Source organism: Mesorhizobium sp. WSM4822 (genome assembly GCF_055811155.1).
In genome coordinates this window covers 1-21,184 of record NZ_JBVVQM010000029.1, presented here as the reverse complement: position 1 = coordinate 21,184, position 21,184 = coordinate 1, and the positions used below count along the sequence as shown (strand labels likewise).

Here is a 21,184-nt window from a genome sequence, read left to right as displayed (position 1 = left end):
GCCGGCGACAACATCGGCGCGCTGCTGCGCGGCGTTGATCGTGAAGGTGTCGAGCGCGGCCAGGTTCTGGCCAAGCCCGGTACGGTGAAGCCGCACAAGAAGTTCGTGGCCGAAGCCTACATCCTGACCAAGGACGAAGGTGGCCGTCACACACCGTTCTTCACCAACTACCGTCCGCAGTTCTACTTCCGCACGACGGACGTGACCGGCATCGTGTCGCTGCCGGAAGGCACCGAGATGGTGATGCCGGGCGACAACATCACGGTCGATGTCGAGCTGATCGTGCCGATCGCCATGGAAGAGAAGCTGCGCTTCGCTATCCGTGAAGGCGGCCGCACCGTCGGTGCCGGCATCGTCGTCACCATCAAGGAATAATCGAGCCCGGCATTCGCCGGATCGACAAGAAAAGGGCGGTCTTCGGGCCGCCCTTTTCTTTTGCGGGGCTAGCGGCTGCCGCCCTGTCGGCCGAACCCTGTTGCAAGGCTCCGGGCCTCGACTAGTATAGGTTGCATCGAGGGGCTTATTCCAAATGGTTCCAAGGCGGTTTTTCCATCGTCGGGCATTGTGGCCGCTGGCTCTGACCTGGCTGCTCGCATTGCTCGCCGCAGGCCCGGCAGCCTTTGCGGCGGATGCGGCGCCGGATCTTGGGCCGACGATGCGGTTCGGCATTGTTCGCAGCAACGCACCGGGGTGCGAGCCGATCTGCCCGGAATGGATCTCGGCCGAGGGCTCGATAGAAGCCGGCACGCCGGCACTCTTCAAACGCATGCTGAAGACGCTTGGCGGCCGGAAACTGCCTGTTGTCGTCGATTCTCCCGGCGGCAATGTCGAGGCGGCGCTGACGCTTGGCCGGCTGATCCGCAAGAACAAGTTCGATATCGCCATCGGTAAGACGGTGTTTTCCAGCTGCCAGCCCGGTGCGAAGGGGTGCCAGGACCGTGACGCCCGCTACTTCGGCGATGTCATCGACTATGGCGCCATGTGCAATTCCGCCTGTCCTCTGATGTTTGCCGGCGGTATCAGGCGGGTGGCCGGCGAATGGGCCTATCTCGGCGTCCATCAGATCACCACGACCTACATCCGTACGAAATTGCAATACCGGACCACCTATCGCGTCGTGGGGGGCAAGAAGAAGATCCTCAACACAAAGATCGTCAGCCGCAAGAACGCCGGCAGCTACAAGACCTACGAGATGAGCAAGGCGGTTGAGAAAAAGCTGGCGGCCTACCTGAAACAGATGGGCATCGAACAAAGCATGCTCGAAACGATGAAGGGCACCCCGGCCAGCGAAATCCACCAGATCGCCCTCGACGACATGCTGGCGATGAAGCTGGTCACCAGCACGGACGCTGTGGGCCTGCTGACAGCGGCAAGCCTGTGCGAGCCCGGCCGCCTGGCCGCGAATTGCCGGGAGGTGCCGGGGAACAAGCCTGATGGCCTGACGGCGACCGCGGCCACGCCGCCACCGATCGAACCCGAGGCGGCGCGGCGCGATGAAGACATGCGCTTCGTCGTCGTTCGCGGCACCAATCCGCTCTGCAATCCAGACTGCCCGGAATGGATCTCGGCAGAAGGCGCGATCACCCCCCGGACCCCGCAGAAGCTGCGCCAATTGCTCGCCATGCTTGGCAAACGGCAACTGCCTGTCGTGATCAGTTCGAGGGGAGGCGACCTGCTCAGCGCCCTAGCGGCAGGACGGATTATCCATGAAAAGAAGCTCGACGTCGCCGTTGGCCGCACCGATTTCGTCGGCTGTGACCCAGGAGCGTGGAATTGCCTGGCCAAAGAGGGCGCCTATGCCGGGCTGAGCATCGATGCCGGCGTGGAGTGCGATTCGGCCTGCGCGCTGATGCTTGCCGGCGGCATCAGGCGGTTTGTCGGTCCCCAGGCGCGGCTTAGCCTTTACCCGATGGGGCAAAAGCAGATGGTCAAGGCCTATCTCGAGGAGATGGCGATCGGTCCCGCCCTGTTCGCAGCGATCGAGCGACGCTCGGCCGAGCGCCGGCTGGAACCCGGCATGATGCTGAAGGTCGGCCTGACGACCGGCCTGCAATCGGTCGACGCGCTGACCGGTGCCACCATTTGCGAGGCGGTGCCAAGACCCGAGAATTGCCGGATCCGGCCTTCCGCCAATGCCGAGGCTGACGCGCCGGCCAAATTGTAGTGTGCGGCGGAGCCGGAAACCGGCCATGAGGCAGGTTGAGCCGCTTCCGATTGTTCCGCTATCGTCGCTGCTGGCGGCGCCAGGCAGGCGGAGGATCGATGCCGGCCTGGGTTGGGGCGTGCCGGGCGGCCCCTATAAGCCACCGGGTACGGAACCATGATCGGCACGAAGCGTATCGGGCGCAGGCATTCGGAATAACGCCACAATAGGGCGGAATGCTGCACTGGCCTGCAACCGTGAACGGTCCCGAGATGCTGATCGCCCATCTTCCAAGTGGCTATATTCTCGGAACGTTCATGCGCAGGCAGTGGCCTGGCAGCCCGGCTATCGTCGGGGCCGCCATGGTCGGCAGTGTCATCCCGATATCGATATGCTGTATTTCCATTTCATCGACGGCGGACGCACCCACCATCACTCCTATATGACGCATTGGCCGCTGTTCTGGGCGGCCGCAGGGGCGCTGTCGTTGCTATTCGTCAGCCGGCGCGCCCGCTCGTATCTGGCAGCCACGGCTGCCTTCTTTGCCGCCGCCATGCTGCATATGGTCCTCGATACGCTGGCGTCGCCGATATTGTGGCTGATGCCATTCGATCGGCGGGCGTTCGAACTCGTCACTGTACCGGCGGACTTCAGCAATTGGGTGCTGAGCTTTTTGCTGCACTGGACGTTCGCATGCGAGCTCCTGATATGCGGCTGGGCGCTTTGGCTTGCACGCGGGCGACCGCAGCCTGCCACGAATGCCGCTTGAGGACGCTCCACATCGAAGAGGGCAGGCGACGTCTCTCTCAATCACGCCACCGCGCGCTGGCGACTTCAGGCGGGAGCTTGGGATTGACCCGGATGGCCTTGTCGGGATTAAGGCGCGTTTGCTTGCAAACCGCTCTTTACAGAGCGTGCGGAAGCTTTTAGGAAGCGCCTTCTGCGCCGACATGCGCACGTACGGGCATAGCTCAGTTGGTAGAGCGGCGGTCTCCAAAACCGCAGGTCGTAGGTTCGAGCCCTGCTGCCCGTGCCATTTCTTGGAATGGCATTCAACCCAATGTTTCGCCGTTTCGGAATGGCGTTCAAAACGATATTTCCATGGCCTGGCCTTTGAAAATCGGCGACCCGCTTGCCATATAGGGTCGATTGGGGCATAAGAGCGCCATAGCCGGGACGGAACGACTGGATGGTTCCGAGGCGGTGTTTGGTCATAAAGCGGAGACTTGCCACTTGCGTGGATCAAGAATCGGTTTTATGTAGACGAAACAGACACGCGACGCGTGGAGCTGGGAAACCGGCTTTACGCGTCTGATTTGCATGGGCGAAATGATTGCGCTGATTCGGCGCGAGATTGGGCTCAGGCGGCACGTCCCGGCCAGCGGGATCATCCAGGAGACCCGGCCAACGGGTCTTGAAGACAGAGCGGCATATGGCTTCGAAAACCACAAATCCTTTCGTCTTTCTCCAGCAGGTTCGCGCGGAGACCGCCAAGGTGACTTGGCCGTCGCGACGCGAAACGATGATCTCGACGGTGATGGTTCTGGCCTTCGCAGTGATCGCGATGATCTTTTTCTTCACCGCCGATCAGCTCATGGGCCTTGCGGTCGAACAGATTCTGGGCATCGGACGCTAAGTCCGGCGATTACGGAGAAGTCTTGAAATGACCGCGCGCTGGTACATCGTCCACGCTTATTCGAACTTTGAAAAGAAGGTCGCCGAGGATATCGAGAACAAGGCCAAGCAGAAGGGCCTGTCCGCCGACATCCACCAGATCGTGGTTCCGACCGAGAAGGTCGTCGAAGTTCGCCGCGGTCGCAAGGTCGATGCCGAGCGGAAGTTCTTCCCGGGCTATGTGCTGCTGAAGGCCAATTTGACCGATGCGGTGTTCTCGCTGGTCAAGAACACACCGAAGGTCACCGGCTTCCTGGGCGACTCCAAGCCGGTGCCGATCACCGAGGCGGAAGCCCAGCGCATCCTGAACCAGGTCCAGGAAGGCGTCGAGCGGCCGAAGCCTTCGGTAACGTTCGAGATCGGCGAAGCGATCCGCGTTTCGGATGGTCCCTTCGCGTCGTTCAACGGCTTCGTCCAGGAAGTGGACGAAGAGCGGGCGCGGCTCAAGGTGGAAGTTTCGATCTTCGGGCGCGCCGTGCCTGTCGATCTGGAATTCGGACAGGTCGAAAAGGGCTGATCCGAAATCCCTGACGCCGGTTTGGCGATCGGGGGAGGCGGCGCGGAAGCGCGCGGCCTGAGACGGTGGGAGGCGAGTGCGGCTTTAGCCGGCTGCGCGAACCGCACCACCAGACTGCAACCGCCGGCATGACCGGCATAGACAAAGGCAGGAAAAGAGATGGCTAAGAAAATTGCAGGCCAGCTCAAGCTCCAGGTGAAAGCGGGATCGGCGACGCCGTCTCCCCCGATCGGCCCGGCGCTTGGTCAGCGTGGCATCAACATCATGGAATTCTGCAAGGCGTTCAACGCGCAGACCCAGGAAATGGAAAAGGGATCGCCGGTTCCGGTCGTCATCACCTACTATCAGGACAAGTCCTTCACCTTCGTCATGAAGACGGCGCCGGTGAGCTACTTCCTGAAGAAGGCGGCGAACCTGACGTCCGGTTCCAAGGAGCCGGGCAAGGTCAAGGCCGGTACGGTTTCGCGTGACAAGGTCCGCGAGATTGCCACCGCGAAGATGAAAGACCTGAACGCAAACGACGTCGAAGCGGCCATGCGCATGGTCGAGGGCTCCGCCCGCTCGATGGGTCTGGAAGTGGTGGGCTAAGATCATGGCAAAGATTGCAAAGCGCGTATCGAAGACCCGCGAAGGCATCGATCCCAACAAGGCTTATGCCCTGGGCGATGCGCTGAAGCTGCTCAAGGACCGTTCCTCGGTGAAGTTCGATGAGACCATCGAAGTCGCCATGAACCTCGGCGTCGACCCGCGCCATGCCGACCAGATGGTCCGCGGCGTGGTCAACCTGCCGAACGGCACCGGCCGCTCGGTGCGTGTCGCCGTGTTCGCCCGTGGCGACAAGGCCGACGAAGCGCGCGCCGCCGGCGCCGACATCGTCGGTGCCGAGGATCTGGTCGACATCGTCCAGAAGGGCACGATCGATTTTGATCGCTGCATCGCCACGCCGGACATGATGCCGCTGGTCGGTCGTCTGGGCAAAGTGCTCGGCCCGCGCGGCATGATGCCGAACCCGAAGGTCGGCACCGTCACCACCGACGTTGCCGCCGCCGTCAAGGCATCCAAGGGCGGTGCCGTCGAGTTCCGTGTCGAGAAGGCTGGCATCGTCCATGCCGGCGTCGGCAAGGTCTCGTTCGACGTCAAGGCCCTGGAAGAGAACATCCGCGCCTTCGCCGATGCGGTGACCAAGGCAAAGCCGACTGGCGCCAAGGGCAACTACGTCAAGAAGGTGTCGGTCACCTCGACGATGGGCCCGGGCCTCAAGCTCGACGTCGCGACGCTCAACGCGTCCTGATAAGTTTTGATCGAGATCGGCCGGTAAACGGCTGATCTGCAAAGAATTCCGGGCCTCCGACCTAGTTGGCGGCCCGGTACCGGAAGCCGAGAGGTTTCCGGACATCCTGTCCGAGATTGCAGGCGGCCCAGAAGCCTTAATTCGATTTGGGCCTGCATGAGACGGGTGAAGACCGGACAACGGAGCGATTGCTCCAATGAAAGGTTCGAACCGTGTTTGCCTTTTGTCTGCGCATCGCCGGCTTGACCGTCGATGTGGCGAAAGGGGGCAGGATCCTCGAGCGTCGTTCGGGAGATCCGTTACTGGATGGCCCGGCCGACAAAAGGCAACCCGACGCCTGTCCTCGTCAATGGGATGTTCCCGTTAACAGGATTGGGGTCAACTGGAGATAGGCAGTGGACAGAGCGGAAAAACGCGAACTCGTCACGGGCCTGAACGGTGCGTTCTCGAACGCAGGTTCAGTGGTCGTGGCCCACTACGCCGGTATCACCGTCGCGCAAATGAACGACCTTCGGTCGAAAATGCGCGCCGCCGGTGGCACCGTCAAAGTCGCGAAGAACCGTCTCGCCAAAATCGCTCTTCAGGGCACGGACTCCGCATCGATCATCGAGCTGTTCAAGGGACAGACGCTGATTGCTTATTCGGAGGATCCGATTGCGGCGCCGAAGGTCGCGTCCGATTTCGCCAAGGGAAATGACAAGCTCGTCATTCTCGGCGGCGCAATGGGCACCACCTCGCTCAATGCCGACGGTGTGAAGGCACTCGCCACACTTCCGTCGCTCGATGAGCTGCGCGCCAGGCTGGTTGGCATGATCGCCACGCCGGCAACCCGGATCGCCCAGATCGTCAATGCGCCAGCGGCCTCGGTCGCGCGCGTCATCGGCGCTTACGCCCGGAAGGACGAGGCGGCATGAGGCCGTTCCTCGCTATCACAAACACACGTTCGAACCTTATGAAGGAACACAACAATGGCTGATCTCGCAAAGATCGTAGACGACCTTTCGAAGCTGACCGTCCTCGAGGCGGCCGAGCTGTCGAAGCTTCTGGAAGAAAAGTGGGGCGTTTCCGCCGCTGCTCCGGTGGCTGTTGCCGCCGCTGGCGGTGGTGCGGCCGCTGCTGCTCCGGTCGAGGAAAAGACGGAATTCGACGTCGTCCTCACCGAGGCAGGCGCTCAGAAGATCAACGTCATCAAGGAAGTCCGTGCCATCACCGGTCTTGGCCTCAAGGAAGCCAAGGATCTGGTCGAAGCGGCTCCGAAGCCGGTCAAGGAAGGCGTTTCCAAGGCCGACGCTGACAAGTTCAAGGCCCAGCTGGAAGCAGCCGGCGCCAAGGTCGACCTGAAGTAATCGTGAAAGCGGCGGGCGGCCTCGCGCCGTCCGCCACTCCCTTCGCCCGGAGGGAGCACGCGTAACGCGAGATCTACGAGAACCTCTTTCCTGAGGGCCGAAAATCGGCCTTCAGGAAACGGGTTTTCTCCCGTTCTAGCCGGCCGCCGACAGGCGCCGGGAAAACAGACAGAGGGTTGCCGCCAAGGTGGCCCAGAATGCAAGGCGAGCCGCGGCGAGGCTCGTCCCGAGTTTAGAGCTAAGGAGCGACGATGGCCCAGACCCAGACTTTCAATGGCCGCAGACGCGTACGCAAGTTCTTCGGAAAGATCCCGGAAGTTGCGGAGATGCCGAACCTCATCGAGGTTCAGAAGGCATCCTATGATCAATTCCTGATGGTGGCGGAGCCCAAGGGCGGGCGTCCGGACGAGGGACTGCAGGCTGTTTTCAAGTCGGTTTTCCCGATCTCCGATTTTTCCGGCTCCTCGATGCTGGAGTTCGTGAAGTACGAGTTCGAAGGACCGAAATTCGACGTTGACGAATGCCGTCAGCGCGACCTCACCTATGCCGCGCCGCTGAAGGTGACGCTGCGCCTCATCGTGTTCGATATCGACGAGGATACCGGCGCCAAGTCCATCAAGGACATCAAGGAGCAGGACGTCTACATGGGCGACATGCCGCTCATGACCTTGAACGGCACCTTCATCGTCAACGGCACCGAGCGCGTCATCGTCTCGCAGATGCACCGCTCGCCGGGCGTCTTCTTCGACCATGACAAGGGCAAGTCGCACTCGTCGGGCAAGCTTCTGTTTGCCGCGCGCGTCATCCCCTATCGCGGCTCCTGGCTCGACATCGAGTTCGATTCCAAGGACGTCGTGCACGCCCGCATCGATCGCCGCCGCAAGATTCCGGTGACGTCGCTGCTGATGGCGCTCGGCATGGACGGCGAAGAGATCCTGTCGACCTTCTACAACAAGATCACCTACAAGCGCGCCGGTGACCATTGGCGCATTCCGTTCAACGTCGAGCGTTTCCGCGGCCTCAAGGCCGTCGGCGACCTGGTCGATGCCGATACCGGCGAAGTCGTCGTCGAAGCCGGCAAGAAGATCACCGCCCGCCAGGCGAGGGCGCTTGGCGAAAAGGGTCTCAAGGCGATCAAGGCCACCGACGAGGACCTGCTCGGTAACTATCTGGCCGAGGACATCGTCAACTACGCCACCGGCGAGATCTTCCTCGAGGCCGGCGACGAGATCGACGAGAAGACGCTGAAGGTTCTGCTCGGCACCGGCGAAGACGAGATCAAGGTTCTCGACATCGACCACGTCAATGTCGGCGCCTATATCCGCAACACGCTCAACGTCGACAAGAACGAGAGCCGCCAGGACGCGCTGTTCGACATCTATCGTGTCATGCGCCCCGGCGAGCCGCCGACGCTCGAAACCGCCGAAGCCATGTTCAACTCGCTGTTCTTCGACAGTGAGCGCTACGATCTGTCGGCCGTCGGCCGCGTCAAGATGAACATGCGCCTCGAGCTCAAGGCCGAGGACACCGTGCGCGTGCTGCGCAAGGACGACATCCTGGCCGTGGTCAGGACGCTGGTCGAGCTGCGCGACGGCAAGGGCGAGATCGACGACATCGACAATCTCGGCAACCGCCGCGTGCGTTCGGTCGGCGAGCTGATGGAAAACCAGTACCGCGTCGGCCTGCTGCGCATGGAGCGCGCGATCAAGGAGCGTATGTCCTCGATCGAGATCGACACGGTCATGCCGCAGGACCTGATCAACGCCAAGCCGGCGGCTGCCGCCGTGCGCGAGTTCTTCGGTTCCTCGCAGCTGTCGCAGTTCATGGACCAGACCAACCCGCTGTCGGAGATCACCCACAAGCGCCGCCTCTCGGCGCTTGGACCGGGCGGTCTGACCCGCGAGCGCGCCGGCTTCGAAGTGCGCGACGTGCACCCGACGCATTACGGCCGCATCTGCCCGATCGAGACGCCGGAAGGCCCGAATATCGGTCTGATCAACTCGCTGGCCACCTTCGCACGCGTCAACAAGTACGGCTTCATCGAGAGCCCGTACCGTAAGATCGTCGACGGCAAGCTGACCAATGATGTCGTCTATCTCTCGGCAATGGAAGAGGCCAAGCACCATGTCGCGCAGGCCAACGCCGAGCTCGACAAGAACGGTGGTTTCGTCGACGAATTCGTCATTTGCCGCAGCGCCGGCGAAGTGATGATGGCGCCGCGCGAAAACGTCGATCTGATGGACGTGTCGCCCAAGCAGATGGTGTCGGTGGCCGCGGCCCTGATCCCGTTCCTGGAAAACGACGACGCCAACCGCGCTCTGATGGGCTCGAACATGCAGCGTCAGGCCGTGCCGCTGGTGCGCGCCGAGGCGCCGTTCGTCGGCACCGGCATGGAGCCGATCGTCGCCCGTGACTCGGGTGCCGCCATCGGCGCCCGCCGCGGCGGCATCGTCGACCAGGTGGACGCGACGCGTATCGTTATCCGCGCCACCGAAGATCTCGATCCGGGCAAGTCCGGCGTCGACATCTACCGGCTGATGAAGTTCCAGCGTTCGAACCAGAACACCTGCATCAACCAGCGTCCGCTGGTTCGCATGGGTGACCGGGTCAACAAGGGCGACATCATCGCCGACGGTCCGTCGACCGAGCTCGGCGATCTGGCGCTCGGCCGCAACGTGCTGGTCGCGTTCATGCCGTGGAACGGCTACAACTACGAGGACTCGATCCTCCTGTCCGAACGCATCGTCGCCGATGACGTCTTCACCTCGATCCATATCGAGGAGTTCGAGGTCATGGCGCGCGATACCAAGCTCGGACCGGAGGAAATCACGCGCGATATTCCAAACGTCTCGGAAGAAGCGCTGAAGAACCTCGACGAAGCCGGCATCGTCTATATCGGTGCCGAAGTTCAGCCGGGCGACATCCTGGTCGGCAAGATCACGCCGAAGGGCGAAAGCCCGATGACGCCGGAAGAGAAGCTTCTGCGCGCCATCTTCGGCGAAAAGGCATCCGATGTGCGCGACACCTCGATGCGCATGCCTCCGGGCACTTTCGGCACCGTCGTCGAGGTGCGCGTGTTCAATCGCCACGGTGTGGAGAAGGACGAGCGCGCCATGGCGATCGAGCGCGAGGAGATCGAACGCCTCGCCAAGGACCGCGACGACGAGCAGGCCATCCTGGACCGTAACGTCTATGCGCGTCTTTCCGACGTGCTCGTCGGCAAGGAAGCGATCGCCGGACCGAAGGGCTTCAAGAAGGGCTCGACGCTGTCCAAGGATACGCTCGACGAGTATCCGCGTTCGCAGTGGTGGCAGTTTGCCGTGGAGAACGAAAAGCTCCAGAGCGAACTGGAAGCCCTGCGCGGCCAGTACGACGATTCCAAGAAGGCGCTCGAACAGCGTTTCATGGACAAGGTCGAGAAGGTCCAGCGCGGCGACGAAATGCCTCCGGGCGTCATGAAGATGGTCAAGGTCTTCGTGGCCGTGAAGCGCAAGATGCAGCCCGGCGACAAGATGGCCGGCCGTCACGGCAACAAGGGTGTCGTGTCGCGGATCGTTCCGGTCGAGGACATGCCTTTCCTCGAGGACGGCACGCATGCCGATATCGTGCTCAACCCGCTGGGTGTGCCGAGCCGCATGAATGTCGGCCAGATCCTGGAAACGCATCTGGGCTGGGCATGCGCGGGCATGGGCAGGAAGATCGGCGAGCTGATCGACACGTACAAGGCAGCCGGCGACATCAAGCCGCTGCGCAAGACGCTCGAGAGCTTCATCCCGGCCAACGACCGCAACGAGCCGGTTCGTGACTATGACGACGAGAGCATCGTTCGCCTCAGCGAGCAGATGCGCCGCGGCGTCTCGATCGCGACCCCGGTGTTCGACGGCGCGCATGAGGCTGACATCAACATCATGCTGGAGCAGGCGGGCCTGCACACATCAGGTCAGTCGCAGCTCTATGACGGACGCACGGGCGAGCCGTTCGATCGCAAGGTGACGATGGGCTACATCTACATGCTCAAGCTTCACCACCTCGTGGACGACAAGATCCACGCGCGTTCGATCGGTCCGTACTCGCTCGTCACGCAGCAGCCGCTGGGCGGCAAGGCGCAGTTCGGTGGCCAGCGCTTCGGCGAGATGGAGGTCTGGGCGCTGGAAGCGTACGGCGCGGCCTACACGCTGCAGGAAATGCTGACGGTGAAGTCGGACGACGTCGCCGGCCGTACCAAGGTCTACGAGGCGATCGTGCGTGGCGACGACACCTTCGAGGCCGGCATTCCCGAGAGCTTCAACGTTCTCGTCAAGGAAATGCGGTCTCTCGGCCTCAATGTCGAGCTGGAGAACACCAAGCTCGACGACAACCCTGTCCGGCTGCCCGATGCTGCCGAATAGGGGCGCGGCCGAGTAAACAAGACGTTCGGTCGCGGAAATAGCGACCGAACGCACCAAATTCTTCGGCCGGTGGCCGACACACGACGGCGGGCGTTTGGCCCGCGCTAGATGCAAGGGGTTTTCGAGGACCCCGAAAAGGAGAACGGCATGAACCAAGAGGTCATGAATCTCTTCAATCCGCAGGCGCCTGCGCAGGTGTTCGATTCCATTCGGATATCGCTTGCCAGCCCTGAGAAGATTCTGTCCTGGTCTTTCGGCGAGATCAAGAAGCCGGAGACCATCAACTACCGCACCTTCAAGCCGGAGCGTGACGGTCTGTTCTGCGCGCGCATTTTTGGCCCGATCAAGGACTATGAGTGCCTGTGCGGCAAGTACAAGCGCATGAAGTACAAGGGCGTCATCTGCGAGAAGTGCGGCGTCGAAGTCACGCTGTCGCGCGTTCGTCGTGAGCGCATGGGCCATATCGAACTGGCGGCACCGGTCGCCCATATCTGGTTCCTGAAGTCGCTGCCGTCGCGCATCGGCACGCTGCTCGACATGACCCTGAAGGACATCGAGCGCGTCCTCTATTTCGAGAACTACATCGTCACCGAACCTGGCCTCACCGCGCTGAAGGAGCACCAGCTGCTCAGCGAGGAAGAATACATGATCGCCGTCGACGAGTATGGCGAGGATTCGTTCACCGCCATGATCGGCGCCGAGGCCATTCATGACCTCCTGGCCGGCATGGACCTGGAGAAGATCGCCGGCGACCTGCGTTCGGAACTGGCTTCGACCACCTCCGAGCTGAAGCAGAAGAAGTATCTGAAGCGGCTCAAGGTCGTCGAGAACTTCATGGAATCCGGCAACCGTCCGGAATGGATGATCATGAAGGTGGTTCCGGTGATCCCGCCGGACCTGCGTCCGCTGGTTCCTCTGGACGGCGGCCGCTTCGCCACGTCGGATCTGAACGATCTCTATCGCCGCGTCATCAACCGCAACAATCGTCTGAAGCGGCTGATCGAACTGCGGGCGCCGGGCATCATCGTGCGCAATGAAAAGCGCATGCTGCAGGAAGCCGTCGATGCGCTGTTCGACAACGGCCGTCGCGGCCGCGTCATCACCGGCGCCAACAAGCGCCCGCTGAAGTCGCTGTCCGACATGCTCAAGGGCAAGCAGGGCCGGTTCCGTCAGAACCTGCTCGGCAAGCGCGTCGACTATTCCGGCCGCTCGGTCATCGTGACCGGTCCGGAGCTCAAGCTGCATCAGTGCGGCCTGCCCAAGAAGATGGCGCTCGAACTGTTCAAGCCCTTCATCTACGCCCGTCTCGACGCCAAGGGTTACTCCTCGACCGTCAAGCAGGCGAAGAAGCTGGTCGAAAAGGAGCGTCCGGAAGTCTGGGATATCCTCGACGAGGTCATCCGCGAGCATCCGGTGCTGCTGAACCGTGCGCCGACGCTGCACCGTCTCGGCATCCAGGCGTTCGAACCGATCCTGATCGAAGGCAAGGCGATCCAGCTGCACCCGCTGGTCTGCACGGCCTTCAACGCCGACTTCGACGGCGACCAGATGGCCGTCCACGTGCCGCTGTCGCTGGAAGCGCAGCTTGAAGCCCGCGTGCTGATGATGTCGACCAACAACATCCTGCACCCGGCTTCCGGCGCGCCGATCATCGTGCCGTCGCAGGACATGGTTCTGGGCCTCTACTATCTCTCGATCGTCAACCAGAACGAGCCGGGCGAGGGCATGGTGTTTGCCGACATGGGCGAACTCCAGCACGCGCTCGAGACCAAGGCGGTGACGCTGCACTCCAAGATCAAGGGTCGTTTCCGCACGGTCGACGCGGAAGGCAAGGTCGTGTCGAAGATCCATGACACCACGCCTGGCCGCATGATCATCGGCGAGCTTCTGCCGAAGAACGTCAACGTGCCTTACGAGACCGCCAACCAGGAGATGACCAAGAAGAACATTTCCAAGATGATCGACACCGTCTACCGCCATTGCGGTCAGAAGGAGACGGTCATTTTCTGCGATCGCATCATGGCGCTCGGATTCAGCCATGCCTGCCGTGCCGGCATTTCGTTCGGCAAGGACGACATGCTGATCCCGGATGCAAAGATCAAGCTGGTCTCCGACACCGAGGCTTTGGCCAAGGAATACGAGCAGCAGTACAATGACGGTCTGATCACGCAGGGCGAGAAGTACAACAAGGTCGTCGACGCCTGGGCCAAGTGCTCGGAAAAGGTCGCCGACGAAATGATGGCCCGCATCAAGGCGGTCGAGTTCGAGGACAATGGCCGTCAGAAGCCGATGAACTCGATCTACATGATGTCGCACTCCGGTGCGCGTGGCTCGCCCACCCAGATGCGCCAGCTTGCCGGCATGCGCGGCCTCATGGCCAAGCCGTCGGGTGAAATCATCGAGACGCCGATCATCTCGAACTTCAAGGAAGGCCTGACCGTGCTCGAGTACTTCAACTCGACCCACGGCGCCCGCAAGGGTCTGGCCGACACCGCCTTGAAGACGGCGAACTCGGGTTACCTCACCCGTCGTCTGGTCGACGTGGCGCAGGATTGCATCGTCAACTCCGTCGACTGCGGCACCGACAAGGGCCTCACCATGCAGCCGATCGTCGATGCCGGTCAGGTCGTCGCTTCGGTCGGCCAGCGCGTGCTGGGCCGTACGTCGCTCGACGACATCACCCATCCGGTGTCGGGCGAGATCCTGGTCAAGGCCGGAACGCTGATGGACGAGCGTGACGTGGAACAGATCGAAAAGGCCGGCGTCCAGTCGGTCCGCATCCGCTCGGCACTGACTTGCGAAGTCAGGGTTGGCGTCTGCGCGGTCTGCTACGGTCGCGATCTGGCCCGCGGCACCCCGGTCAATCAGGGCGAAGCCGTCGGCGTCATCGCGGCGCAGTCGATCGGCGAGCCGGGCACGCAGCTCACCATGCGTACCTTCCACATGGGCGGTACCGCGCAGGTCGTGGACAGCTCGTTCCTTGAAGCCTCGTATGAGGGCAAGGTCGAGATCCGCAACCGCAACGTGGTGCGCAACTCCGACGGCCAGCAGATGGTCATGGGCCGCAACATGGCGGTTCTGATCCTCGACGAAGCCGGCAAGGAGCGCGCCTCGCACCGCCTCACCTATGGTTCGCGCATCTTCGTGGACGATGGTGACAAGGTGAAGCGCGGCCAGCGTATCGCCGAGTGGGATCCCTACACCCGTCCGGTCCTCACTGAAATCGAGGGCAGGGTGTCGTACGAGGATCTGGTCGACGGCATTTCCGTTCAGGAAACGGCCGACGAGTCGACCGGCATCACCAAGCGTGAGGTCATCGACTGGCGCTCGACGCCACGCGGTAACGACCTGAAGCCGGCGATCGCGATCCAGGACGCCAAGGGCAAGGTCGGCAAGCTGTCGAAGGGCGGCGACGCCCGCTTCCTGCTCTCGGTCGAGGCCATTCTTTCGGTCGAGCCGGGCTCGCAGGTTCGCCCCGGCGACGTGCTGGCGCGTATTCCGATGGAAAGCGCCAAGACCAAGGACATCACCGGCGGTCTGCCGCGTGTTGCCGAGCTGTTCGAGGCACGTCGTCCGAAGGATCACGCCATCATCGCCGAGATCGACGGCACGATCCGCTTCGGCCGCGACTACAAGAACAAGCGTCGCATCATCATCGAGCCGCATGACTCGACGCTTGAGCCGGTCGAATACCTGATCCCGAAGGGCAAGCCGTTCCATCTCCAAGACGGCGACGTCATCGAGAAGGGCGACTACATCCTCGACGGCAATCCTGCGCCGCACGACATCCTGGCGATCAAGGGCGTGGAGGCACTTGCTTCCTACCTCGTCAACGAGATCCAGGAAGTCTATCGTCTGCAGGGCGTGTCGATCAACGACAAGCACATCGAGGTGATCGTTCGCCAGATGCTGCAGAAGGTCGAGATCACGGTGCAGGGCGACTCGACCTACATTCCGGGCGATCATGTCGACGTGATCGAACTGGAAGAGGTCAACGAGCGTCTGGTCGAGGACGGCAAGAAGCCGGCCGAAGGCCTGCCGGTGCTGCTCGGCATCACCAAGGCATCGCTGCAGACGCCGTCCTTCATCTCGGCCGCCTCCTTCCAGGAGACGACCCGGGTGCTGACGGAGGCCGCGGTTGCCGGCAAGACCGACATGCTGCAGGGCTTGAAGGAAAACGTCATCGTCGGCCGGCTGATCCCGGCCGGTACCGGCGGCACGATGAGCCAGATCCGGCGCATCGCCACCTCGCGCGACGAACTGATCATCGACGAGCGCCGCAAGGCCTCGGGTGCGGAAGTCGCCGAGCCGATGCTGGCCGACATGACAACCGCCGCGCAGTAAGCGCGGCGGCAGGAATCTCAGGCAAAAAAGGCCGCCGGGGCGACCCGGCGGCCTTTTTTCATTGCGTTGGAGCCGAACTTTGTGGCGGTGGCGAAGTGAGGAGCATCGTCTGGTGCCTTGTTTTGCAGGCTGGCGCCGCCCCTCATCTGCCTGCCGGCATCTTCTCCCCGTATAGTGACGGGGAGAAGGACGCCGTCGCTGACGATTTCGCCAATCGGCGACCTTGCAGGGCGAACGCCGGCGTCGCCATTGCCCCTCTCTCCCCGTCACTATACGGGGAGAAATGTCCGGCAGGACAATGAGGGGCGGCGCGCCCTTCGCAAATGATCCGGGAAGTGGGGATCGGAGCGAGGTCGCTCTTCACAGCCCATTGTCAATCGAAGAACGCCTCGACCACGTTGCGCTTGCCGAGCATGAAGGCGTCAGCGACATGCTGCAGCGGCGCCAGATCGACATCGGAGGTGCCGGCGCGGACGATCTCGGCGAAGCGCTTGTAGAGCATCGGGTACTCGGCCTCCGGCTCGTCATGAACCACCTTGCCGTCGATGGCGAGCTTCGAGCCGCCGCCCGACAGCACCATCGCGCCCTTGTCGGTGTCGGCCAGGATGTCCCAGCTTTGCGGGCCTGTCTGCAGCCAGTCGAGGTCCATCGTCACCGGCAACCCGTTCGAGGTGCGGAAGGCGACGCGCGCGGCAACCGGGGAGGCGCGGTTTTCGGGAAAATCCAGCACCGCCGAGGTGATGAACATCGCCGGCAGGATATGGGTGGCAATCGACAGCGCGTTGATGCCGGGATCGAAGACGCCGAAACCGCCGGGAGCCCAGATCCATTCCTGGTTCGGGTGCCAGCGGCGCACGTCTTCCTTCCAGTTGATGGCGGCCGACCTGATCTTGGCCTTGTCGAGGAAGGCGCGTGCGGCCTCTACGGCCGGCGCATAGCGCGAGTGCCAGCTGGCGAACAGCGAGACGCCGTTCTGCGCGGCCAATATCTTGAGGTCCTCGACCTCGCTGACCGTGGCGCCAGGCGGCTTCTCCAGGAAGACATGCTTCTTGGCCATCAGCGCGGTGCGCGCCGCATCGTAGCGGAACTGCGGCGGCATGCAGAGCGACACGGCCTCGAGCTCGGGCACCGCATCGAGCATGGCTTCGATGTGAGGGAAATTCGGGATGTCATCCACCTTGCCGTGACGGCTGGCAGCCGCGATGAGGCGATAGTCCTGGTCTTTCGCCAGGGCCGGCAGATGCTGGTCGCGGACGATCTTGCCAACGCCGACGATGCCTATCTTGATGGGCTGGGACACGGCCGCTCCGTCTGTTTGATGATGGTGATGGTTTCTTACCAGAACACTTGCCCCGGGCAAGCCGAAGCCGAGAAGCCTAGCTCGGCCTTCCTCGAGCGGCAGTGCACATTTTTGTCGGCTGGGAAGGCCTCGGTCGCCGATTCGTCTCGGCAGTCGATTCGAAAGCTGGACCGAGTTCGGGTTCAGATCGGCACGTCGAAGGTGACGATCGACACTTCGCCTTCGAGCGCGCCCTGGAAAGCGGAGATATGCGGCTCTTCGTCGGGGATGCCGTCCATGTCGCCGATCTGGTCGAGCTCGGCCTCGGCGTATCCTTCGGCGGCAAGCGATTCGAGTGCCCGGCGCACCGCCGAATCGTCGTCGGGCGCCACCAGCATGACGTGGACGCCTTCCGGTTTGCCGCCTTTTTTCTTCCACACCCGGCCGGTGATTATGGTGACCGGGCGTTCTTCATTGTCGTTCACGGGCCGATTCCTCTTGGCAGCGGGTGGGCGGGCGAGGGGGTTTTGACTGCTCATGCGGCCTTTTCGCATGAAGCAAGGCCGCGCAACAGCGCAAACCCATTCACTTTGCCTGAAGGCTTGTCACTTTCTTCCTCGCTCTTGCAAAAATGCGAAAGAAAATTACATGCGGTTTTCGCATGGCTGCCAAGCCTTGGTCGGCGCGCAATATTTGATGCTCCGGGCTTGACGGTCCGCGGTCTTACGAGTAGAAGCCGCCCAGTCAGAACCGATGTGAGGCTCTCCCTTCCGAAGCGACACGCTTTGGAGTTTGCCTCAAACAGGGTTCGTTTTACGAGCGAAAAGACATTTCCGGCGTGCACGAAGCGGCTTCCGCTTCCTCTGCCTTTTGTTCGGGCAAGACCGCGAGGCGCGGTTTATGGCCCGAATTTGCGTATGGAAATGACGCTTTGAGCGGCCCTGACCGGGCGAGACACGGAATTGAGAGACAAGAGGGTTTAATGCCTACCGTCAACCAGCTGATCCGCAAGCCGCGCATTGCGCCGGTGAAGCGCAACAAGGTCCCGGCCATGCAGCAGAACCCGCAGAAGCGGGGCGTCTGCACGCGCGTCTATACAACGACGCCGAAGAAGCCGAACTCGGCGCTGCGCAAGGTGGCCAAGATCCGCCTGACCAATGGTTTTGAAGTGATCGGGTACATCCCCGGCGAAGGCCACAACCTTCAGGAACACTCCGTGGTGATGATCCGCGGCGGCCGCGTCAAGGATCTTCCGGGCGTTCGCTACCACATCATCCGCGGCGTGCTCGACACGCAGGGTGTGAAGAACCGCAAGCAGCGCCGTTCGAAGTACGGCGCCAAGCGTCCGAAGTAAGGGGCGTCCGAAGTAAGATTTTCCGGCCTTGGCGCTCCTTGGGTGCGTCTGGTTATGAGATTGAGAGACAAAAGCCATGTCGCGTCGTCACAGTGCAGAAAAGCGTGAGATCAATCCGGACCCGAAGTTCGGCGATCTGATCGTCACCAAGTTCATGAACGCCGTCATGTATGACGGCAAGAAGTCGGTCGCCGAGACCATCGTCTACGGCGCGCTCGACCAGGTTCAGTCGAAGACCAAGCAGGAGCCGGTCACCGTCTTCCATCAGGCGCTCGACAATGTCGCGCCGCATGTTGAAGTGCGTTCGCGTCGTGTCGGTGGCGCCACCTACCAGGTTCCGGTTGATGTGCGCCCCGAGCGCCGCCAGGCATTGGCCATTCGCTGGCTGATCGCTGCGGCCCGCAATCGCAATGAGACCACGATGGTCGACCGCCTCTCCGGCGAGCTGATGGATGCGGCCAACAACCGCGGCACGGCTGTCAAGAAGCGTGAAGACACCCACAAGATGGCTGAAGCCAACCGCGCTTTCGCGCACTACCGCTGGTAAAGCGCGAACGAGACTGAGAGGCAGCTACGATGGCCCGCGAATACAAAATCGAAGACTACCGCAATTTCGGTATCATGGCGCATATTGACGCCGGCAAGACGACGACCACCGAGCGCGTCCTCTACTACACGGGCAAGTCGCACAAGATCGGCGAAGTCCATGACGGCGCTGCCACCATGGATTGGATGGAGCAGGAGCAGGAGCGCGGCATCACCATCACGTCCGCCGCGACCACGACCTTCTGGAAGGCTCGTGACGGCAAGATGCACCGCTTCAACATCATCGACACCCCCGGCCATGTCGACTTCACCATCGAAGTCGAGCGTTCGCTGCGCGTGCTCGACGGCGCCATCGCGCTGCTCGATGCCAATGCCGGCGTTGAGCCGCAGACCGAGACCGTCTGGCGCCAGGCCGACAAGTACCGCGTTCCGCGCATGATCTTCTGCAACAAGATGGACAAGATCGGCGCCGACTTCTATCGCTCGGTCGAGATGATCGGCTCGCGCCTCGGTGCGCATGCCGTTGTCATGCAGCTGCCGATCGGCGCCGAGACCGAGTTCAAGGGCGTCGTCGACCTCGTCGAGATGAACGCGCTTGTCTGGCGCGACGAGACGCTGGGCGCTGCCTGGGATGTCGTCGAGATCCCGGACGACCTCAAGGCTCGTGCCGAAGAATACCGCGAGAAGATGATCGAGGCCGCCGTCGAGATGGACGAGACGGCGCTTGAGAATTACCTCGAAGGCAAGATGCCGTCGAATGACGAGATCCGCGCGCTGATCCGCAAGGGCACCATCGCGGTCAAGTTCTACCCGATGTTCTGTGGCTCGGCCTTTAAGAACAAGGGCGTGCAGCCGCTGCTCGACGCCGTCGTCGAATATCTGCCGTCGCCGGCCGATGTTCCCGCCATCAAGGGTGTCGATGCCAAGACCGACGCCGAGATCGAGCGTCACGCCGACGACAACGAGCCTCTGTCGATGCTCGCCTTCAAGATCATGAACGACCCGTTCGTCGGTTCGCTGACCTTTGCCCGCATCTATTCGGGCAGGCTCACCAAGGGCATCTCGGTCGACAACACCGTGAAAGGCAAGAAAGAGCGCATCGGCCGCATGCTGCAGATGCATGCGAACTCGCGCGCCGACGTCGAAGAGGCTTTTGCCGGCGACATCGTTGCTCTTGCCGGTCTCAAGGACACGACCACCGGCGACACGCTGAGCGATCCGCTGCATCCGGTCATTCTCGAGCGCATGGAATTCCCCGATCCGGTCATCCAGATCGCCATCGAGCCGAAGACCAAGAACGACCAGGAAAAGATGGGCCTCGCCCTTCACCGCCTGGCCGCCGAGGATCCGTCCTTCCGTGTCAAGACCGACGAGGAAAGCGGCCAGACCATCATTTCCGGCATGGGCGAACTTCACCTGGACATCATCGTCGACCGTATGCGTCGCGAGTTCAAGGTCGAGGCCAATGTCGGCGCACCGCAGGTGGCTTATCGCGAGACGATCACCCGCAGGCACGAGCAGGACTACACGCACAAGAAGCAGACCGGCGGTACCGGTCAGTTCGCTCGCGTCAAGATCGTCTTCGAGCCGAACCCGGACAGCAGCGAGTTCGAGTTCGAGACCAAGATCGTCGGCGGCGCCGTGCCGAAGGAATACATCCCCGGTGTCGAAAAGGGCATCAACAGCGTCATGACCTCGGGTCCGTTCGCGGGCTTCCCGATGATCGGCGTCAAGGCGACGCTGATCGACGGCGCTTACCACGATGTCGACTCCAGCGTTCTGGCCTTCGAAATCGCCGGCCGCGCCTGCTTCCGTGAAGCCGCACCCAAGCTTGGCGTGCAGCTGCTCGAGCCGATCATGAAGGTCGAAGTGGTGACGCCGGAAGATTACGTCGGCAGCGTCATCGGCGATCTGAACGGTCGTCGTGGCCAGATCCAGGGCCAGGAAGCGCGCGGCGTCGCCGTCGTCATCAACGCGATGGTGCCGCTCGCCAACATGTTCAAGTATGTCGACAACCTGCGCTCGATGAGCCAGGGCCGTGCGGCCTACACCATGCAGTTCGATCACTATGAGCCGGTTCCGACCGCAGTGGCTCAGGAAGTCCAGAAGAAATACGCCTAAGGGTTTCTTAGCCACCGGGTCGCGCTCCTTGCGCGGTGCCGGATCTGAAGAGCGAATAACAATTTCCCCTTAGCGGGTAGAATAGACGGAGAACGATTATGGCCAAAGGTAAATTCGAGCGTAACAAGCCTCACGTGAACATCGGCACGATTGGCCACGTCGACCATGGCAAGACGTCGCT

Annotated in this window: 16 protein-coding genes and 1 tRNA gene; 15 read left to right on the top strand and 2 right to left on the bottom strand. The window is 62.1% G+C overall.

The annotated features are described in order from the left end of the window. The 12 genes from AC0L3E_RS33155 to rpoC form a co-directional block, all read left to right on the top strand. A partial coding sequence (locus AC0L3E_RS33155; protein ID WP_473606694.1) for an EF-Tu C-terminal domain-related protein occupies positions 1-375 on the top strand: 375 nt, incomplete at its 5' end. 154 nt (positions 376-529) lie between these two features. Next, positions 530-2,164, top strand: a complete 1,635-nt coding sequence (locus AC0L3E_RS33150; protein ID WP_473606693.1) for a COG3904 family protein — start codon at positions 530-532, stop codon at positions 2,162-2,164. Positions 2,165-2,471: 307 nt separating this feature from the next. After that, positions 2,472-2,912: a metal-dependent hydrolase gene (locus AC0L3E_RS33145; protein WP_473606692.1), complete on the top strand. Its 441-nt coding sequence runs from the start codon at positions 2,472-2,474 to the stop codon at positions 2,910-2,912. A gap of 191 nt (positions 2,913-3,103) precedes the next feature. Further along, positions 3,104-3,179 (top strand) — tRNA-Trp (locus AC0L3E_RS33140). Positions 3,180-3,575: 396 nt separating this feature from the next. After that, a complete protein-coding gene (gene secE, locus AC0L3E_RS33135; RefSeq protein WP_013531408.1) occupies positions 3,576-3,779 on the top strand; it encodes a preprotein translocase subunit SecE in 204 nt (67 codons plus the stop codon). 27 nt (positions 3,780-3,806) lie between these two features. Further along, complete coding sequence (nusG, locus tag AC0L3E_RS33130) at positions 3,807-4,334, top strand: transcription termination/antitermination protein NusG (RefSeq protein WP_013531409.1); 528 nt, start codon at positions 3,807-3,809, stop codon at positions 4,332-4,334. Between the two features lie 159 nt (positions 4,335-4,493). Continuing rightward, entirely contained in the window at positions 4,494-4,922 is a 429-nt protein-coding gene (gene rplK, locus AC0L3E_RS33125; RefSeq protein WP_013531410.1) for a 50S ribosomal protein L11, read from the top strand. Between the two features lie 4 nt (positions 4,923-4,926). Continuing rightward, entirely contained in the window at positions 4,927-5,625 is a 699-nt protein-coding gene (gene rplA, locus AC0L3E_RS33120; protein WP_013531411.1) for a 50S ribosomal protein L1, read from the top strand. 395 nt (positions 5,626-6,020) lie between these two features. Beyond that, on the top strand, positions 6,021-6,539 hold the full coding sequence (gene rplJ / locus AC0L3E_RS33115; RefSeq protein WP_013531412.1) for a 50S ribosomal protein L10: 519 nt from the start codon (positions 6,021-6,023) through the stop codon (positions 6,537-6,539). Between the two features lie 54 nt (positions 6,540-6,593). Beyond that, a complete protein-coding gene (gene rplL / locus AC0L3E_RS33110; protein ID WP_023762907.1) occupies positions 6,594-6,971 on the top strand; it encodes a 50S ribosomal protein L7/L12 in 378 nt (125 codons plus the stop codon). Between the two features lie 251 nt (positions 6,972-7,222). After that, positions 7,223-11,359, top strand: a complete 4,137-nt coding sequence (gene rpoB / locus AC0L3E_RS33105; RefSeq protein WP_127295769.1) for a DNA-directed RNA polymerase subunit beta — start codon at positions 7,223-7,225, stop codon at positions 11,357-11,359. Positions 11,360-11,506: 147 nt separating this feature from the next. Next, positions 11,507-15,703 (top strand): DNA-directed RNA polymerase subunit beta', encoded by a 4,197-nt coding sequence (gene rpoC, locus AC0L3E_RS33100; RefSeq protein WP_013531415.1) that lies wholly within the window; start codon positions 11,507-11,509, stop codon positions 15,701-15,703. A gap of 373 nt (positions 15,704-16,076) precedes the next feature. Here rpoC and AC0L3E_RS33095 read toward each other — a convergent pair whose 3' ends face one another. Both AC0L3E_RS33095 and AC0L3E_RS33090 read right to left on the bottom strand, forming a co-directional pair. Continuing rightward, complete coding sequence (locus AC0L3E_RS33095; RefSeq protein WP_127810385.1) at positions 16,077-17,003, bottom strand: Gfo/Idh/MocA family protein; 927 nt, start codon at positions 17,001-17,003, stop codon at positions 16,077-16,079. Positions 17,004-17,185: 182 nt separating this feature from the next. Continuing rightward, positions 17,186-17,467: a transcriptional regulator gene (locus AC0L3E_RS33090; RefSeq protein WP_013531420.1), complete on the bottom strand. Its 282-nt coding sequence runs from the start codon at positions 17,465-17,467 to the stop codon at positions 17,186-17,188. A gap of 497 nt (positions 17,468-17,964) precedes the next feature. Here AC0L3E_RS33090 and rpsL point away from each other — a divergent pair, with 497 nt between their 5' ends. The 3 genes from rpsL (at position 17,965) to fusA (ending at position 21,003) form a co-directional block, all read left to right on the top strand. Beyond that, on the top strand, positions 17,965-18,336 hold the full coding sequence (gene rpsL / locus AC0L3E_RS33085) for a 30S ribosomal protein S12 (protein WP_006333356.1): 372 nt from the start codon (positions 17,965-17,967) through the stop codon (positions 18,334-18,336). 76 nt (positions 18,337-18,412) lie between these two features. Continuing rightward, a complete protein-coding gene (gene rpsG, locus AC0L3E_RS33080; RefSeq protein ID WP_008875664.1) occupies positions 18,413-18,883 on the top strand; it encodes a 30S ribosomal protein S7 in 471 nt (156 codons plus the stop codon). A gap of 29 nt (positions 18,884-18,912) precedes the next feature. Then, positions 18,913-21,003, top strand: coding sequence for an elongation factor G (gene fusA / locus AC0L3E_RS33075; protein WP_027027748.1), 2,091 nt, complete (start codon positions 18,913-18,915; stop codon positions 21,001-21,003). Positions 21,004-21,184: the final 181 nt, after the last annotated feature.

Bases quoted from the DNA above. Each gene is read 5' to 3' on its own strand.
- AC0L3E_RS33150 (WP_473606693.1), top strand. From the start codon at position 530: ATGGTTCCAAGGCGGTTTTTCCATCGTCGGGCATTGTGGCCGCTGGCT.
- secE (WP_013531408.1), top strand. From the start codon at position 3,576: ATGGCTTCGAAAACCACAAATCCTTTCGTCTTTCTCCAGCAGGTTCGC.
- nusG (WP_013531409.1), top strand. From the start codon at position 3,807: ATGACCGCGCGCTGGTACATCGTCCACGCTTATTCGAACTTTGAAAAG.
- rplK (WP_013531410.1), top strand. From the start codon at position 4,494: ATGGCTAAGAAAATTGCAGGCCAGCTCAAGCTCCAGGTGAAAGCGGGA.
- rplA (WP_013531411.1), top strand. From the start codon at position 4,927: ATGGCAAAGATTGCAAAGCGCGTATCGAAGACCCGCGAAGGCATCGAT.
- rplL (WP_023762907.1), top strand. From the start codon at position 6,594: ATGGCTGATCTCGCAAAGATCGTAGACGACCTTTCGAAGCTGACCGTC.
- rpoB (WP_127295769.1), top strand. From the start codon at position 7,223: ATGGCCCAGACCCAGACTTTCAATGGCCGCAGACGCGTACGCAAGTTC.
- rpoC (WP_013531415.1), top strand. From the start codon at position 11,507: ATGAACCAAGAGGTCATGAATCTCTTCAATCCGCAGGCGCCTGCGCAG.
- rpsL (WP_006333356.1), top strand. From the start codon at position 17,965: ATGCCTACCGTCAACCAGCTGATCCGCAAGCCGCGCATTGCGCCGGTG.
- rpsG (WP_008875664.1), top strand. From the start codon at position 18,413: ATGTCGCGTCGTCACAGTGCAGAAAAGCGTGAGATCAATCCGGACCCG.
- fusA (WP_027027748.1), top strand. From the start codon at position 18,913: ATGGCCCGCGAATACAAAATCGAAGACTACCGCAATTTCGGTATCATG.